16 protein-coding genes are annotated in these 15,346 nt (G+C 70.8%); 7 read left to right on the top strand and 9 right to left on the bottom strand.

Annotation, left to right across the window (positions count from 1 at the left end):
- Nucleotides 1-18 precede the first annotated feature (18 nt).
- From ABD213_RS05960 to ABD213_RS05950, 3 genes are all read right to left on the bottom strand, one after another.
- Nucleotides 19-1,572 (bottom strand): pilus assembly protein TadG-related protein, encoded by a 1,554-nt coding sequence (locus ABD213_RS05960; RefSeq protein WP_344325831.1) that lies wholly within the window; start codon nucleotides 1,570-1,572, stop codon nucleotides 19-21.
- Complete coding sequence (locus tag ABD213_RS05955; RefSeq protein ID WP_344325827.1) at nucleotides 1,573-2,055, bottom strand: TadE/TadG family type IV pilus assembly protein; 483 nt, start codon at nucleotides 2,053-2,055, stop codon at nucleotides 1,573-1,575.
- A gap of 170 nt (nucleotides 2,056-2,225) precedes the next feature.
- Nucleotides 2,226-3,518: a citrate synthase gene (locus tag ABD213_RS05950; RefSeq protein WP_344325824.1), complete on the bottom strand. Its 1,293-nt coding sequence runs from the start codon at nucleotides 3,516-3,518 to the stop codon at nucleotides 2,226-2,228.
- A gap of 275 nt (nucleotides 3,519-3,793) precedes the next feature.
- Between ABD213_RS05950 and rplM the strand changes: the two genes are divergently transcribed.
- From rplM to glmM, 3 genes are read left to right on the top strand one after another with little or no spacing between them, the layout of a single operon-like run.
- On the top strand, nucleotides 3,794-4,237 hold the full coding sequence (gene rplM / locus ABD213_RS05945) for a 50S ribosomal protein L13 (RefSeq protein ID WP_344325821.1): 444 nt from the start codon (nucleotides 3,794-3,796) through the stop codon (nucleotides 4,235-4,237).
- A 34-nt stretch (nucleotides 4,238-4,271) separates the two neighbouring features.
- Entirely contained in the window at nucleotides 4,272-4,766 is a 495-nt protein-coding gene (gene rpsI, locus ABD213_RS05940; protein WP_344325818.1) for a 30S ribosomal protein S9, read from the top strand.
- A 4-nt stretch (nucleotides 4,767-4,770) separates the two neighbouring features.
- Complete coding sequence (gene glmM / locus ABD213_RS05935) at nucleotides 4,771-6,114, top strand: phosphoglucosamine mutase (protein ID WP_344325815.1); 1,344 nt, start codon at nucleotides 4,771-4,773, stop codon at nucleotides 6,112-6,114.
- Nucleotides 6,115-6,118: 4 nt separating this feature from the next.
- Here glmM and ABD213_RS05930 read toward each other — a convergent pair whose 3' ends face one another.
- From ABD213_RS05930 to fabG, 3 genes are read right to left on the bottom strand one after another with little or no spacing between them, the layout of a single operon-like run.
- Nucleotides 6,119-6,745 carry a TetR family transcriptional regulator gene (locus ABD213_RS05930; RefSeq protein ID WP_344325812.1) on the bottom strand — a complete coding sequence of 209 codons (627 nt, stop codon included), beginning with the start codon at nucleotides 6,743-6,745 and terminating at the stop codon, nucleotides 6,119-6,121.
- Between the two features lie 14 nt (nucleotides 6,746-6,759).
- On the bottom strand, nucleotides 6,760-7,776 hold the full coding sequence (locus ABD213_RS05925) for a phosphotransferase family protein (RefSeq protein WP_344325809.1): 1,017 nt from the start codon (nucleotides 7,774-7,776) through the stop codon (nucleotides 6,760-6,762).
- Between the two features lie 2 nt (nucleotides 7,777-7,778).
- Nucleotides 7,779-8,534, bottom strand: a complete 756-nt coding sequence (fabG, locus tag ABD213_RS05920) for a 3-oxoacyl-ACP reductase FabG (RefSeq protein WP_344325806.1) — start codon at nucleotides 8,532-8,534, stop codon at nucleotides 7,779-7,781.
- A 174-nt stretch (nucleotides 8,535-8,708) separates the two neighbouring features.
- Here fabG and ABD213_RS05915 point away from each other — a divergent pair, with 174 nt between their 5' ends.
- From ABD213_RS05915 to ABD213_RS05905, 3 genes are read left to right on the top strand one after another with little or no spacing between them, the layout of a single operon-like run.
- Nucleotides 8,709-10,223, top strand: a complete 1,515-nt coding sequence (locus ABD213_RS05915) for an acyl-CoA carboxylase subunit beta (protein WP_344325803.1) — start codon at nucleotides 8,709-8,711, stop codon at nucleotides 10,221-10,223.
- A complete protein-coding gene (locus tag ABD213_RS05910) occupies nucleotides 10,220-10,444 on the top strand; it encodes a biotin/lipoyl-binding carrier protein (protein WP_344325800.1) in 225 nt (74 codons plus the stop codon). Before ABD213_RS05915 ends, ABD213_RS05910 begins: the two co-directional genes overlap by 4 nt.
- 33 nt (nucleotides 10,445-10,477) lie before the next feature.
- Complete coding sequence (locus ABD213_RS05905; protein ID WP_344325797.1) at nucleotides 10,478-11,185, top strand: acyl-CoA thioesterase; 708 nt, start codon at nucleotides 10,478-10,480, stop codon at nucleotides 11,183-11,185.
- On the opposite strand, the gene ABD213_RS05900 is transcribed toward ABD213_RS05905, so the two are convergent.
- Together ABD213_RS05900 and ABD213_RS05895 are read right to left on the bottom strand one after the other, a co-directional pair.
- Entirely contained in the window at nucleotides 11,169-11,540 is a 372-nt protein-coding gene (locus tag ABD213_RS05900; RefSeq protein ID WP_344325794.1) for a globin, read from the bottom strand. The two genes, ABD213_RS05905 and ABD213_RS05900, sit on opposite strands and share 17 nt — an antisense overlap.
- Nucleotides 11,537-12,445 carry a mechanosensitive ion channel family protein gene (locus ABD213_RS05895; protein WP_344325791.1) on the bottom strand — a complete coding sequence of 303 codons (909 nt, stop codon included), beginning with the start codon at nucleotides 12,443-12,445 and terminating at the stop codon, nucleotides 11,537-11,539. The genes ABD213_RS05900 and ABD213_RS05895 overlap by 4 nt, the downstream gene beginning before the upstream one ends.
- Nucleotides 12,446-12,479: 34 nt before the next feature.
- On the opposite strand from ABD213_RS05895, the gene ABD213_RS05890 reads away from it, so the two are divergent.
- Nucleotides 12,480-12,761 carry a hypothetical protein gene (locus ABD213_RS05890; protein WP_344325788.1) on the top strand — a complete coding sequence of 94 codons (282 nt, stop codon included), beginning with the start codon at nucleotides 12,480-12,482 and terminating at the stop codon, nucleotides 12,759-12,761.
- A 25-nt stretch (nucleotides 12,762-12,786) separates the two neighbouring features.
- Here the strand turns inward: ABD213_RS05890 and pepN are convergent, their stop codons facing one another.
- Nucleotides 12,787-15,309, bottom strand: a complete 2,523-nt coding sequence (pepN, locus tag ABD213_RS05885; RefSeq protein ID WP_344325785.1) for an aminopeptidase N — start codon at nucleotides 15,307-15,309, stop codon at nucleotides 12,787-12,789.
- Nucleotides 15,310-15,346: the final 37 nt, after the last annotated feature.

Genomic DNA, 15,346 nt, shown 5'->3' with positions numbered 1-15,346 from the left:
GGTCATCGACGGAGGTCTCTAGCCGGCCAGGCGGACGTTGTTGCAGCGCGGCGTGCCGAGCATCGTCACGTCCATCGTCCCGACACGGATCCCGAGCGCAGCCAGCACCGGCGCCACCAGGAGGTCGACGGCGCCGGTGAGTGCGTTGACGACGTCGAGCAGAGTGTTGTCGATGGGCTCCAGCAACCCGCTGATCAGGCCGGTCGGCTCAGCCTGGATGACGATCCGGCTCGAGCCGCCGTACTGCTGCACCAGGTCGTGCGGTGCCGGCGGGTAGGGGAACTCCCGCACGTCGGTCCGCTCGCCGACCTCGCCGACGAGCCGCGCGCTGAGTCCCAGAACAGTGATGTTCGAGTTCCCCCGATTCTCCCGCGGCTGGATGGACGCGAGGCCGGTCGTTCCCTGCACGGTCGTGCGCTGCGGGCTCTCGCACCGGACGGCGGTCAGCTCGGCGCTGCCTCGGGCGACGCCGACCGCCATGCTGATGCTCGCGGTCTCGAGCCCGAGGAGGCGGATGTCCTTCGCCATGTCGATGCGCACCTGCGCCGTCCGAGCGACCGTGCCGACGGGCCCGCAGGCGATCTGCGGCGGCTCGATGATGTGCAGCTGCGTGCTGCCGTTGACGAGGTCGAGGGGGAGGGCGATGTCGAGCTGGTTCACCCGCAGGGCGTTCGTCCCGTTGGCCGCGACGATCGACGCGGCGACGAGGTCGAGGGCGTTGACGCTGGCGTCGAGCGCCGAGGTGCCGGTGGTGCCGAGGGCGAGGACGTCGCCGAGCAGGAAGCTGCGGCTCCCGGCACGGACGGCGATGGACCGCAGGACGGTGGCGCGCGCGACGGCGGTCGCGGTGGCCTCGGTCGACAGGACGTCGGCGGCGGCGTCGAGGAAGCTCGCCAGCGTCACCCGGGTGGTGGCGACCTCGTCCGGCGTCCCGATGCCCAGCTCGGCGGTGAGCCTGCCGATCGGGACCGACAGGTCCTTCAGGTCGACGAGGCCGGTGTACCCCGCCACGTCGAGGTTGTTGACCTTGATCACCTGGTCCAGCACCGGACCGAGGGCGCTGGCGGAGGAGTTGAGGGACAGTGCCTTCGTCCCGGCGGAGAAGCACACGGACGCCGGGGCCTGCGCCCCGATCGCGCTGCGACGTGCTGTGCCGCTGTCGGTGCCGATGACGGGGGCGAACGCGTAGTCGACCTCGGTGCGCGACGTGATGCGGACGGCGTTGCAGGCGGTGCTGGCGGAGGTGAACGTGCCGGCGGCGTCGATGCGTCCGGGCTCGACCTGCAGGGACTGGTCGCGCCCGATGCGTGCCGGCTGCCGCGTCAGGCTCGCGTTGGCCACCTGGGTGAGGGTCGTGGCGTTGCAGGTCGAGAGCGCCGGGGACCGCGCGGTGTCGAGGGCGACGGCGTCGGCGACGGACTGCATGTCCCGCACGGCCACCCGGTTCAGGCCGAGGTCGACGGCGAACGCCGTGAAGCCGAGCACCACGGTCACCATGAGGGCGGTCATCGGCAGGATGGAGCCGCGCTCGTCGCGTCCGGCGGCGAACCACGAGGACCTGCGCCTGGACACTCAACCCACCTCCATCGACGCGGAGTACCGCAGCCGGTCGGGCAGGGTGATGCCCAGCCCCGGGAAGGACGGGATCAACGGATTGGCGCGATAGGCGTGGTCGACGACGACCGTGGTGCACGTGCCACCGCCCGACCCGCACGACGTCGACGTCGTGATCGTGCAGGACCCGACGGTCGTGCCTCCTCGGGTGAGGACACCGCCCGTGGCGCACTGCACGCCGTACGAGCCCAGCGACCCGTTGATGGCGTCGCGGGCGCGGGAGGCGAGCTGGGCCTGCGCCGTCCCGCTCGGCGCCACGGCGACGCTTCGGGCTCCCTCGGACGCCGCCTGACTGACCGCCTGGCGGTAGCTGAGCATGTAGCCGTAGCTGATGACGGCGAAGACCAGGGCGATGAACAGCGGCGCGATGAGGGCGAACTCGACCATGGCGGCACCGTGCTCGTCGCGCCGGCGCACGCGGTGGCGTCGGTTCCCGATCATCACTCTGCTCCCTCAGGTGACTCGTCGACCTCGTGCTCACGGGTCGGGCGGAAGCTCCCTCCCCACCGGGGCTCCCGACCCGGCAAGGCTTCCTGCCTCGAATCTAGCGCGCGAGAAGGCCCCCTGTCCCCGGAACCGGGGAACAGGGGGCCGTCAGGACCGGGTCGGGGTCAGGCCCAGCGCTGGGCGGCGGGCACGAAGTCGAGGCCGCGACCACCGGTGTAGATCTGCTTGGGCCGGGCGATCTTCTGCTCCTTGTCGTCGACGAGCTCCACCCACTGCGCCAGCCAGCCCGACGTGCGCGGTATGGCGAACAGGACGGTGAACATCTCCGGCGGGAACTGCAGCGCCTCGTAGATGAGCCCGGAGTAGAAGTCGACGTTCGGGTAGAGCTTGCGCTGGACGAAGTACTCGTCCTCGAGCGCGATCTTCTCCAGCTCCTGGGCGATCTCCAGCAGCGGGTTGACCCCGGTGACCTCGAAGACGTCGTCGACGGCCTTCTTGATGATCTTGGCGCGCGGGTCGTAGTTCTTGTAGACCCGGTGACCGAAGCCCATGAGGCGCTCGTCGCCGTTCTTGACGCCCTCGATGAACTCCGGGACCTTGTCCTTGCTGCCGATCCGCTTGAGCATGCGGAGCACGGCCTCGTTGGCGCCGCCGTGCAGCGGGCCGTAGAGGGCCGCGATGCCGGCCGAGACCGCCGAGTACGGGTCGACCTGGCTCGAGCCGACCGACCGCACCGCGTTGGTGGAGCAGTTCTGCTCGTGGTCGGCGTGCAGGATGAACAGGACCTCCAGCGCCTTGGACAGGCGCGGGTCCGGGTCGTACTTCTGCTCGCTCATCTTGAACAGCATCGAGAGGAAGTTCTCGGTGTAGGTGAGGTCGTTGTCGGGGTAGATGTACGGCTTGCCCTGCGCGTGGCGGAAGGACCACGCGCCGAGGGTCGGCATCTTGGCGATCATGCGCACGATCTGCTCGTGGCGGACCTGCTCGTCGGTGATGGCGCGGGCCTCGGGGTAGAACGTCGACAGGGCGCCGACGCCGGACAGCAGCATCCCCATGGGGTGCGCGTCGTAGCGGAAGCCCTGCATGAGGCTCTTGAGGTTCTCGTGCACGAAGGTGTGGAAGGTGATCTCGTGCACCCACTGGTCGTGCTGCTCCTTGGTGGGCAGCTCGCCGTGGATGAGCAAGTACGCGACCTCCAGGTACGTGGAGTGCTCCGCGAGCTGCTCGATGGGGTAGCCGCGGTACTCCAGGATGCCCTTCTCGCCGTCGATGTAGGTGACGGCGCTGCGGGTGGAGGCGGTGTTGGTGAAGCCGGGGTCGTAGACGGCGAGACCGGGCTCGTCGTCGGTCTTGCCGATCTTGCCGAGGTCAGCGGCACGCACGGTGCCGTCGGTGATCTCGAGCTCGTACTCCTCGCCCGTACGGTTGTCGCGTACGGTCAGCGTCTGGTCGGTCACGATGGGTCTCCTGTGCCGTGCAGTTGCAGTCCGCGGTGTCAGCGGCGCTCTCGTCCCAACCTAGTGGCCGCAGTGGTGCGGCGCACACCGCCCCCGGCGTCCGCGCCCCGTTTTGACCCCGTGGGGATGGGCCCGTTACCCTTGAGAGTCGCTGTCGACCGATGCCCGCCCGTGGGTCGTAGGTCGACGGCCGGACCGGTGGTCATCCCCGGTCACCCCCCCGTCATCATCGACTGCATTCGACCCGAGTACTTCGACACCGAGAAGGTCACGCCGTGCCCACGTACAGCCCGAAGCCTGCTGACATCAACCGTCAGTGGCATGTCATCGATGCCGAGGACGTCGTCCTCGGCCGCCTTGCCGTCCAGGCCGCGACGCTGCTGCGCGGCAAGCACAAGCCCACCTACGCCCCGCACGTCGACGGGGGCGACTTCGTCGTCATCGTCAACGCGGACAAGGTCTCGCTGTCGGGCAACAAGCGCACCGACAAGCCGGTCTACCGGCACAGCGGCTACCCCGGTGGTCTCAAGCAGATCGCGTACGGCGACCTGCTCGACAAGGACGCCCGCAAGGCCATCGAGACCTCGGTGCGCGGCATGCTGCCGAAGAACCGCCTGGGTCGTCAGCTGATCAAGAAGCTCAAGGTCTACGCCGGCCCCGAGCACCCGCACGCGGCGCAGCAGCCGCAGCCGTTCGAGATCACGCAGATCTCCCAGTAAGCACCTGAGCACAGCGAGCCGAGAGAAGATCACCGTGGCCGACACCACCACCGAGACCGAGTTCGAGACCACCGCCGACGGCGTGGCCTACACCTCCGAGAGCACCGCCTCCGCCGAGGGCACCACGAGCGACTCCATCGTCGCTCCCGGTGCCGCGACCGGTCGACGCAAGGAGGCCAAGGCCCGCGTGCGCATCACGCCCGGCACCGGCGTCTGGACCGTCAACGGCAAGCCGCTGGAGGAGTACCTCCCCAACAAGCTGCACCAGCAGATCGCCAAGGAGGCGCTCGCCGAGACCGGGCTGGAGTCCAGCTTCGACGTCATCGCCCGCGTCAGCGGCGGCGGCATGACCGGCCAGGCCGGTGCGCTGCGCCTCGGCGTGGCCCGTGCGCTGAACGGTGTCGACGAGGACGTCAACCGCCCCATCCTCAAGAAGGCGGGCCTGCTGACGCGCGACGCGCGCATCAAGGAGCGCAAGAAGGCCGGCCTCAAGAAGGCTCGCAAGGCTCCGCAGTACAGCAAGCGCTGATCCCTTGGGCCGGATCTTCGGCACCGACGGGGTCCGGGGACTGGCCAACCGGGACCTGACGGCCGAGCTCTCCCTGGACCTCGCGGTGGCCGCCGCGCACGTCCTGGGAGAGGTCGGCGCGTTCGCCGACCAGCGACCCACCGCGGTCGTCGGACGTGACCCGCGGGCCTCCGGCGAGTTCATCGAGGCCGCGATCGTCGCCGGGCTCGCCTCAGCAGGGGTGGACGTGCACCGCCTCGGGGTCGTCCCCACGCCCGGCGCCGCGTTCCTGACCGCCGAGCTCGACGCCGACATGGGCGTCATGATCTCCGCGAGTCACAACGCGATGCCCGACAACGGCATCAAGTTCCTCGCGCGGGGCGGCCTGAAGCTCGCCGACGACCTCGAGCGGGCCATCGAGGAGCGTCTCGAGGAACCCTGGGAGCGTCCGGTCGGTGCCGCGGTGGGCCGCGTCGGGGACAGCCACGTCGGGGTCGAGACGTACGTGCGGCACCTCGTCTCGGCGGCCGGTACCCGTCTCGACGGACTGAAGGTCGTGCTGGACTGCGCCGACGGGGCGGCCTTCGAGGTCGGACCCCGCGCCTTCGCCGACCTCGGCGCGACGGTCGTCGCCATCCACGCCGAGCCCGACGGGCTGAACATCAACGATCGCTGCGGCTCCACCCACCTCGACGGTCTGCAGCGCGCGGTCGTGGAGCACGGCGCCGACGTCGGCTTCGCCTTCGACGGGGACGCCGACCGCTGCCTGGCGGTCGACGCGTCCGGTGAGGTCGTCGACGGCGACCAGATCCTCGCCGTGCTGGCCGTGGCCGCGAAGGCCGCCGGGACCCTGCGTGCCGACACCGTCGTCGCCACCGTGATGAGCAACCTCGGCTTCGTGCAGGCCATGGAGTCAGCCGGCATCTCCGTCGTGCAGACCGCCGTGGGGGACCGGTACGTGCTGGAGGCCATGCGGGCCAGCGGGTTCGTGCTCGGCGGCGAGCAGTCCGGTCACGTCATCATGAGCGAGCACGCCACTACCGGCGACGGTGTCCTGACCGCCCTGTGCCTGGCGGGGCGGATGGTCGAGACCGGGTCGAGCCTGGCCGAGCTCGCCGGTGTCATGACGCGCCTGCCGCAGGTCCTCGTCAACGTGCCCGGGGTCGACAAGTCCCGTGCCGAGAGCGATCCGCGGCTGCAGGCCGAGGTGGCGGCGGCGACGGGGCGCCTGGCCGGGAGCGGGCGGGTGCTGCTGCGCCAGTCCGGCACCGAGGACCTCGTGCGGGTGATGGTCGAGGCGCCCACGAGCGAGCTGGCCGGCGAGGTCGCCGACCACCTGGCGACGGTCGTGCGCCTGACGCTCGGCTGACGGGTCAGCCCCTGCGCACCTGCTCACCCGAGAGCAGGTAGGCGGCCAGGAGCCGCTTGAGCTCGATGACGGCCTCCGCGTGGCCCTGGCCGTCACGCACCGAGAAGTTCAGCATCGAGTACGTGACGTGGACGAGCACCTCGGCCATGATGCGTCGGCGCTCGCGAGGGGTGCCGGGCGTGAGGGGTGCGAGCGCGCGAGCCACCTCCGCGGCGAGCTCGCGCTCGGTCACCGCCGCCGTGGCGCGCGTCGCGGGGGTCGACTGCACGGCGTGCCACACCGCTCGGCGCGACGGGTCGGCGAGCCACAGCGCCGCCATGTGGTCCACCAGCCGGTTCAGGAAGCGCAGCCAGTCGAGCGTGGGGATCTCCTCGGCGAACCGGGCCAGCTCCTCGCGCACCGCGACGGCGTCGCGACGGTCCAGCTCACAGACGATGACGTACTTGTTGGCGAAGAACTGGTACAGCGTCCCGATGGGCAGCTCGGCGCGGTGGGCCACCTCCTCGCACGTGAACGACTCGAAGCCGACCTCGAGCAGGAGGTCACGGGAGACCTGCAGCAGGAGGTCGAACTTCCGCTGGCTGCGCTCCTGCGTGGGGCGCCGTCGCGGCTCGAGGATCTCGGCGGGCACGGCCCCACCCTAGATCAGGCGCGCAGTCCTGCCTGGATGAGCGGGACGATGAGGTCACCGATGCCGTCGAAGCCGGCGCCGAGGGTCTGGCCGTGGGAGTGCCGGTAGTGGATGCCCTCCAGGATCACTGCGAGCTTGAAGAAGGCCAGGGCCAGGTGGAAGTCGATGTCGGAGACGTCGCGACCGGACCGCTCGGCGTAGCGGGCGAGGACCTCCTCGCGCGACAGGTAGCCCGGCGCCTTGGCCGCGTCGGTGACCAGGGCGCGACCGGCGCCGGGGGCCTCCTCGGCCAGCTGCTGGTAGGCGAGCAGGACGGCGACGTCGGTGAGCGGGTCGCCGAGGGTGCTCATCTCCCAGTCGAGCACCGCCGTGATGCGGTCCTCGTCGGTGGTGTCGACGAGTAGGTTGTCGAGGCGGTAGTCGCCGTGGACGATCGTGCCCTCGCCGGTGCTCGGGATGGTCCCCTCGAGGCGGGCGACGAGGTCGTCCATGCCGGGCAGCTCGCGGCTGCGGGAGGCGTCGAGCTGCTTCTTCCATCGTCGGACCTGGCGCTCGAGGTAGCCGTCGGGCCGCCCGAAGTCGGCCAGACCGACCGCTGCGGGGTCCACGGCGTGCAGCTCGGCGAGGACGTCGACCATGCGTCCGGTGATGTCCCGCGTGCGCTCCGCGCCGAGCACCGCGAGGTCCGAGGCCTGGGAGAACGCCGTGCCGGCGGCACGCTCCATGACGTAGAACGTCGCGCCGATGACGGACTCGTCCTCGCACAGGGCGTGCGTGGCCGGCACCGGGACGGCCGTCGGCGCCAGGGCGGTGATGACCCGGTGCTCGCGGGCCATGTCGTGTGCCGTCGCGAGCACGTGCCCGAGTGGGGGCCGCCGGACGATGACGTCGGTGCTGCCGTCGGAGACGGCGTACGTGACGTTCGACTTCCCGCCCGTGATCAGTGTCGCCTCGAGGGGCCGGTCGAGCAGACCGGGCCGCTCGGCGTCGATCCAGTGCGCGAAGGCGTCGAGGTCGAGTCCGTCGGGCACGATCAGTCCTTCGGTCCGCCGGCGACGTAGATGACCTGTCCGGAGACGAAGCCGGCGCCCTCGCTGACCAGGAAGGAGGCGGTGTGCGCGATGTCCTCGGGCTGACCCACCCGCTGGACGGGGATCTGCTCGGCGCTGTACTTGATGAAGTCGTCGAAGGGGACGCCGACGCGCTCGGCGGTGGCCGCCGTCATGTCGGTCTGGATGAAGCCGGGGGCGATCGCGTTGGCGGTGACTCCGAACTTGCCGAGCTCGATCGCGAGCGTCTTGGTGAAGCCCTGCAGGCCGGCCTTGGCGGCGGAGTAGTTCGCCTGTCCGCGGTTGCCGAGGGCGGACGTGCTCGAGAGGTTGACGACGCGCCCCCAGCTCGCCTCGACCATGTGCTTCTGGGCGGCCTTGGTGACCAGGAAGGAGCCGCGCAGGTGGACGCCCATGACGGTGTCCCAGTCGTCGACGCTCATCTTGAACAGCAGGTTGTCCCGAAGGACGCCGGCGTTGTTGACCACGATGGTGGGCGCACCGAGGTCGGCGACGACGCGATCGACGGCCGCGGTGACGTCGCTCTCGGAGCTGACGTCGGCACCGACGGCCAGGGCCGAGCCGCCGGCGGCGGTGATGGCGTCGACGGTGCCGCTGCAGGCCTGCTCGTCGAGGTCGACCACGGCGACGCGGTGTCCGTCGGCGGCCAGACGCTGGGCGACGGCTGCGCCGATGCCGCGGGCGGCTCCGGTGACGATGGCGGTGCGGGGCTCGGTCATGGGACTCCTTCGTCGGTGCGAGACAGAACGCTACTAAGCGCTTGCTTAGCGCCACCGTAGCGCACGGTCGGGGGCGGTGGCGAGACATGCGGCACAGAAGATGAGGAATGCCTCAGGTTCTGTGTATAGTTGAGGAAGTCCTCATGTTCTCGATCCGCTCGACAGGGAGACCGCATGACCCAGCTCGATGCCCTCACCTCGACTCGTCCACCCTCGAGCGAGCACCGTGACGTCCTCACGCAGCGACGCGCGGACCGGTTCGAGCGGGTGGAGCCACGAGGACGTCGGCAGCACACGGCGCGGGAGCGGGCCGAGCTGTTCTGCGACCCGGGGTCGTTCGTCGAGATCGCGCCGTTGCGCACGGCCGGCTCGACGGGCGGCGCCGGAGTCGTCACCGGATGGGGCACCGTCGCCGGGCGACCCGTCGTCGTGGCCAGCCACGACGCCGCCGTGGCGTCCGGGGCCATCGGAGCGGTCTTCGCCGAGACGGTGCAGCGCGCCCAGGAGCTCGCCATCGACCGGGGTCACCCGATCGTCTACATCAACGACTCCGGGGGCGCGCGGATCCACGACGGCATCCACGCCCTGCACGGCTGCGGCGGGATCTTCGCGCTCAACGTGAAGGCCAGCCGTCGCGTCCCGCAGATCTCCTTGATCCTCGGGCCGTGCGCGGGCGCCGCGGCCTACTCCCCGGCGCTGACCGACTGGACGATCATGGTCAAGGAGCAGGGCCAGATGTTCCTCACCGGACCCGAGATCGTCCGCGCAGCGACCGGCGAGGACGCCACCGCCGACGAGATCGGAGGCTCGGGCATGCACACCCGCACGAGCGGCGTCGCCCACCTCGAGGTCGAGGACGAGGACGAGGCCTTCGACCGGGCCCGACGGCTGCTGTCCTTCCTGCCCTCGCACGTGGGAGGCCGGCCCGCGGCGGTCCAGGCCGTGCCGGCTCCGGCGGAGGCCGTCGAGCGGCTGCCGCACGTGGTGCCGGAGAAGTCCAGCATCGTCTTCGACATGCACGACGTCCTCGACGGCGTGCTCGACGCCGACACCGACGGGACCGGACGCCTGGAGCTGAGCCCGGAGCACGCGCCGAGCGTCATCACGATGCTCGCTCGACTCGACGGCAGGGCCGTCGGCGTCGTGGCCAACCAGCCACTGCGCCGCGGCGGGGTCCTCGATGCCAAGGCGTCGGTGAAGATCTCCCGGTTCGTGGACTTCTGCGCCCGCTACGACCTGCCCGTGGTGACCTTCGTCGACGTCCCGGGCTTCCTGCCCGGGACCGTCGAGGAGGGACGTGGCGTGATCACGCAGGGCGCCACGATGCTGCGCGCCTACGTCGAGGCGACGTCGCCGGTGCTCACCGTCATCGTCCGCAAGGCCTACGGCGGTGCCTACATCGCGATGGGCGCACGCTCCCTCGGTGCGGACCTGACGTGGGCCTGGTCCGGCTCGGAGATCGCGGTCATGGGGCCCGGCGGGGCCGTCGCCCTGCTGCACCGGCGTGCCCTGCGCGACGCCGAGGACCCCGACGCCCTGCGCGAGGAGCTCGCCGCGGAGTACCGCGAGAAGGTCGCCCGGCCGTACCTCGCCGCCGAGGCCGGCATCCTCGACGACGTCATCCACCCCGAGGAGACCCGCGACCGCCTGGTCCAGGCCGTCCGGATGCTCGCCCCGGAGCCGGCATGAGCACGACCCCCGCCGTCGCCGACGTCGTCTCCAACGTCTGGAAGCTGCTGACCGAGCGCGGTGCGCAGGTGCGCCAGGGCGACGTGCTCGCCGTGCTGGAGTCGATGAAGATGGAGATCCCCGTGCACGCACCCGTTGGCGGCCGCGTCGTCGAGGTGCCCGTGGTCGAGGGCCAGATCGTCCAGGAGGGTGACACGCTCGTCCTCATCGAGACCGACTGACGGCGCGTCACGGCATCTGGGAGCATCGGGCGCGTGCCCGATGAGCTGATCCACGACCTGCCCATGCGCTGGGCCGACCTCGACGAGCTCGGCCACGTCAACAACGTCGTCTACGTCGACTACGCGCTCGAGGCCCGTGCCGCGCACGTCCGTGCCGGCGACCTGCCGGCGCTCGAGGTCGCCTCGGCGACGGTCGAGTTCCTGCGCCCCCTGCTGCTGTCCGAGCGCCCGGTCCGGGTCCGCTCGACGATGGTGGCCGACGAGCTCGTGCAGGAGATCGCGCCGGTGGGCGCGGCGTCCCCCTTCGCGCGCGTGACGACGCGAGCGACGGCCGCCACCCTCGCCGCGCGTCCGGACGCGGGCGCGGACTACCGCTTGCGGGTCCGGGGCAGCGACCTCGGACCCGACGGATCGGCCACCCTCACCCGGGTCTTCGAGTACGCCCAGGAGTCGCGGATCGCCGCCCTGCGAGGACTGCACGAGGAGCACGGCGCGATGGGACGCTTCGTCGTCGCGCGCGTCGACGTCGTGCTCGCCGAGCCGTTCACCTGGCGCGCCGAGCCGTACCGGGCCCGCACGTCGATCACGCACGTCGGTCGCTCGTCGTTGACGCTCGGCACCGACTTCGAGGAGGGACGCCTCGGTCGCTCCGATGCCGTCCTCGTCGGGTTCGACCTGGCGACGCAACGCTCCCGCGTGCTGGAGGACGCCGAGCGGGAGATCCTCAGCCGGGGGTGTTGATCATGAACTGCGCGGCGTGCTGGGCGTAGGCCCAGAACTGCTCGTCGTGCTCCGGGTCGAGGCCGGCGGCGTCGAGACCGGCTCGGAAGTGCACGAGCCAGCGTTCCTTGGCCTCGGCGTCGACGGCGAAGGGTGCGTGTCGCATGCGTAGTCGCGGGTGACCGCGCTGCTGGCTGTAGGTGGTCGGGCCACCCCAGTACTGCTCGAGGAACATGGTGAAGCGCTCCGCGGCGGGGCCGAGGTCCTCCTCGGGGTACATCGGGCGCAGCACGTCGTCGTGGGCCACACCTTCGTAGAACACGGTGACGATCCGCTCGATGGTGGCGCGGCCGCCGATCTCGTCGTAGAAGCTCACGGGGTCACGCCGGCGGCGAGCAGGGAGCGGGGGATGGTGATGCCCTCGGCGTCGAAGCGTGCCTTGACCCGTCCGCGCAGGGCGCGCGTGGTGGCCCACTGCTGCAGCGGCGCGGTCTTGATGGCGACGCGCAGCACGACACCGTCCTTCGCGAGGTCGTTGACGCCCCACACCGACGGCTCCTCGAGGATGACGCCCTTGAACTCCGGGTCCTCGGCCATGGCGTGCGCCTCCTCGGCGAGCACCTGCTGGGCGCGGTCGAGGTCGGTGTCGTAGTCCACGGTGACGTCGAGCACGGAGCGGGCCCACCCCTGGCTCTGGTTGCCCACGCGCAGCACCTCGCCGTTGCGGACGTACCAGACGGTGCCGTCGGTGTCGCGCAGCCGCGTGACCCGCAAGGTGACGTCCTCGACCTCGCCGGAGGCGTCCCCCAGGTCGATCCAGTCCCCGATGCCGTACTGGTCCTCGAGGATCATGAAGATGCCCGCCAGGTAGTCCTTGACCAGCGTCTGTGCACCGAAGCCGAGCGCGATACCGAGGATGCCGGCGCTCGTGAGCAGGGGAGCGATCGGGACGCCGACCACACTGAGGATCGTGACGAGCGTGACGCCGGCGATGAGGATGGTCACGACGGAGGTGAGCAGGCCGCCGAGCGCCTGGGCGCGCTGCTTGCGTCGCTCGCCCGCGCCAGGACGGAGGTCGCGCAGGGCTCCGCCGGCCTTGGTGCGCCCGAAGGCGCTCGAGCCGGGCCCCTTCGTGGCACGGTGGACCACGCGGCGGATGCCGCGTCCTGCGAGCCATCGCAGGACCAGGGCGAAGAGCACGATGACGCCGATGCGGACGCCGGCGGCCACCAGGGGCTCGAGGGCGAGGGTGTCGGGCAGGGTCACGTCGAGGCCGAACATGATGTCCAGCCTACGGGCGGATAGAATCGAGTCCATGAAGGCTCCTGTGCGGATCGTCACCCTGCTCGCTGCCTCCCTCCTGGGGCTCCTCGCCACCGCCGGTGCCGCCGCTGCGGACACGCCCGCGGGTGGCGACTGGATCGCCGGTCCCGAGCGGTCGACGCTCGAGCTGCTGCTGCTGTTCGGTGGCGGGACCGTGGGGATGTTCGTCGTGGTGGCGCTGTTCGGCCTGCTGACCGCCCGCAACAACTACGAGCCGCCGGAGCCGGGCACCGAGCTCGTCCGCACCTCCGACAGCGCCCCAGCGCAGCACTGAGAAGGCACAGCGCAGCGCTGACGCCTCAGGCGCGTGCGGCGTTCTGAGCGCGCAGCGCCCGGGCGAGGTCGTCGCGTCCCTCGCTGACGTAGCGTGTCGCCGCCGCGGTCGCGGAGGTGGACCCGAGCCACGTATCGACCTTGTCGAGGGTGTGCTGGGCCGGGTTGGCCAGGGGGAACAGGCTCACGAGGGCGATCTGGCCGATCCAGACGCCCTGCTCCTCGACGATGGTCTCGGCCATCTCGAGGTAGCGGTCGACGAACGGCTCGAGCAGGTCGCCCTGCCCGTGGACCTGGAAGGCCGCGGCGGTCTGGCGACGTGTCTCGTTGGGGGTCGAGGCGTCGACGACGACGGCCTGCCAGGCGGCTTCCTTGGCCTCGCGCGTCGGTCGGGTGGCGCGGGCGGCGGCGGCCCGTTCCTGTCCGGAGATGGTGTGGTCGCGCTCGAGCTCTGCGGCGATCTCGGTCTCGTCGGCTGCGCCCAGACGTGCCAGTGCCGTCAGCAGCGTCCAGCGAAGGTCGGTGTCGACGTCGAGTCCGGGCAGGCCGTCGTCGAGCAGGGCGCGGACCCCGTCGGGCGCTGACGTCGCGGAGGCGTAGGCGCGCACGAACGCGAGCTGGTGGTCGCTGCCCGGTGCCGCGGACTCGGCCAGGGACTTCAGCCCGTCCTCCCAGCGTCGGGCGAGCGCGGGACGGTCGTCCTCGTGGGTGAACAGCCGGACCGCGGTGGTGCCCTGGCGCAGCAGGGACCCGACGGCGGTCAGGTCGGACTCCGAGCCGACGCCCGCGAGGACGAGGGAGACGAAGTCGGTCGAGGTGAGCTCGGCGTCGCGGGTCATGTCCCACGCGGCTCCCCAGCACAGGGCGCGGGGGAGCGACTCCTCGATCGAGGCGATGTGCTCGACGAGGGTCGCGAAGGAGGCGTCGTCGAGCCGGATCTTGGCGTAGGTGAGGTCGTCGTCGTTGAGCAGGACGAGGTCGGGTCGTCGGGTGCCGACGAGCGCGTCGATCGGCGTCTCGGCGCCGACGACGTCGACCTCGACGCGCTCGGTGCGCCGCAGGGCGTCGCCGTCGCGGTCGTACAGGCCGATGGCGATGCGGTGCCGACGCAGGGTGGGGTAGGCCTCGATGGCCGTCTGCTCCACCACGAAGGAGGAGAACCGTCCGTCGGCGTCGACCTCGAAGCGCGGACGCAGGGTGTTGACCCCGGACGTCTGCAGCCACTCGGCGGCCCAGGAGTCCAGCTCGCGTCCGGAGGCCACCTCGAGCTCCACGAGCAGGTCAGGCAGCGTCGTGTTCCCGAAGGCGTGCTTGGCGAAGTAGGCCCGCAGCCCGGCGAAGAAGTCCTCCTCGCCGACCCACGCGACGAGCTGCTTGAGCGCGGAGGCGCCCTTGGCGTAGGTGATGCCGTCGAAGTTCGCCTCCACCGCGTGCAGGTCGTGGTTGTCCGCGGCGATCGGGTGGGTCGAGGGCAGCTGGTCCTGTCGGTACGCCCAGTTCTTGCGGTTGTTGGTGAAGCCCGTCCACGCGTCGGTGAAGCGGGTCGCCTCGACGCTCGAGTGGTGCGCCGCGAACTCCGCGAACGACTCGTTGAGCCACAGGTCGTCCCACCACTTCATGGTGACGAGGTCGCCGAACCACATGTGCGCCATCTCGTGCAGGATCGTGTTGGCGCGCTGCTCGTAGGCGGAGACGGTCTGGCGGGAGCGGAAGATCATCTCGTCGCGGAAGGTCACGCAGCCCGCGTTCTCCATGGCGCCCATGTTGTACTCCGGCACGAAGAGCTGGTCGTACTTGCCGAAGGGGTAGGCCATCTGGAAGGCGCGTTCGAAGAACTCGAAGCCCTGCTTGGTGATGAGCACGATGTCGTCGGAATCCAGGTGCTCCACCAGCGACTGGCGGCAGAAGACCCCGAGCGGGATCTCGCCGTACTCGCCGACGTAGGAGTCGCGCACGACGTGGTACTCGCCGGCGACGAGCGCGGTGATGTACGTCGACATCACCTGCGTCGGCGCGAAGTCCCATCGCGCCGTGCCGTCCCCGACGGGCGTGGGCTCGGGCGTGGGGGAGTTGGAGACGACCTGCCAGTGCGACGGGGCGGTGACGCCGAACTGGAACGTCGCCTTCAGGTCGGGCTGCTCGAACGTGGCGAACACGCGACGCGCGTCGGGCACCTCGAACTGGGTGTAGAGGTAGACCCGGTCGTCGACCGGGTCGACGAAGCGGTGCAGGCCCTCCCCGGAGCGCGAGTAGGTGCAGGTGGCCTCGACGCGCAGCTCGTTCTCGGCCGCGAGGTCCGGCAGGGGGATGCGGCTGTCGACGTACGTGGCCGGGTCGAGCGGCTCGCCGTTCAACGTGATCGCGGCGACCTCGGCGTCGACCAGGTCGCAGAAGGTGGACGAGCCGGGCACGGCGCCGAAGCGGATCGTCGTGGTCGAGCCGAACCGCTCGGGACCGACCGTGAGGTCGAGGTCGATGACGTAGGAGTCGGTCGAGACGACGCCGGCGCGCTCGGCGGCCTCGTCGCGCGTGAGGTTGGTTCCGGGCATGTGGCAATGCTTCCACGCGCCGGTGTCCGCGCCGACG

It is taken from the genome of Aeromicrobium halocynthiae (assembly GCF_039531385.1).
Taxonomy (GTDB): domain Bacteria; phylum Actinomycetota; class Actinomycetes; order Propionibacteriales; family Nocardioidaceae; genus Aeromicrobium; species Aeromicrobium halocynthiae.
The sequence above is the reverse complement of the archived record's forward strand: the minus strand, read 5'-3'. Positions and strand labels throughout refer to the sequence as shown.

Excerpts from the sequence above, each read along its gene's own strand:
- pepN (WP_344325785.1), bottom strand. The coding sequence starts at position 15,309 with ATGCCCGGAACCAACCTCACGCGCGACGAGGCCGCCGAGCGCGCCGGC.
- ABD213_RS05915 (WP_344325803.1), top strand. The coding sequence starts at position 8,709 with ATGACCCAGCTCGATGCCCTCACCTCGACTCGTCCACCCTCGAGCGAG.
- fabG (WP_344325806.1), bottom strand. The coding sequence starts at position 8,534 with ATGACCGAGCCCCGCACCGCCATCGTCACCGGAGCCGCCCGCGGCATC.
- ABD213_RS05895 (WP_344325791.1), bottom strand. The coding sequence starts at position 12,445 with ATGTTCGGCCTCGACGTGACCCTGCCCGACACCCTCGCCCTCGAGCCC.
- ABD213_RS05890 (WP_344325788.1), top strand. The coding sequence starts at position 12,480 with ATGAAGGCTCCTGTGCGGATCGTCACCCTGCTCGCTGCCTCCCTCCTG.
- ABD213_RS05955 (WP_344325827.1), bottom strand. The coding sequence starts at position 2,055 with ATGATCGGGAACCGACGCCACCGCGTGCGCCGGCGCGACGAGCACGGT.
- ABD213_RS05910 (WP_344325800.1), top strand. The coding sequence starts at position 10,220 with ATGAGCACGACCCCCGCCGTCGCCGACGTCGTCTCCAACGTCTGGAAG.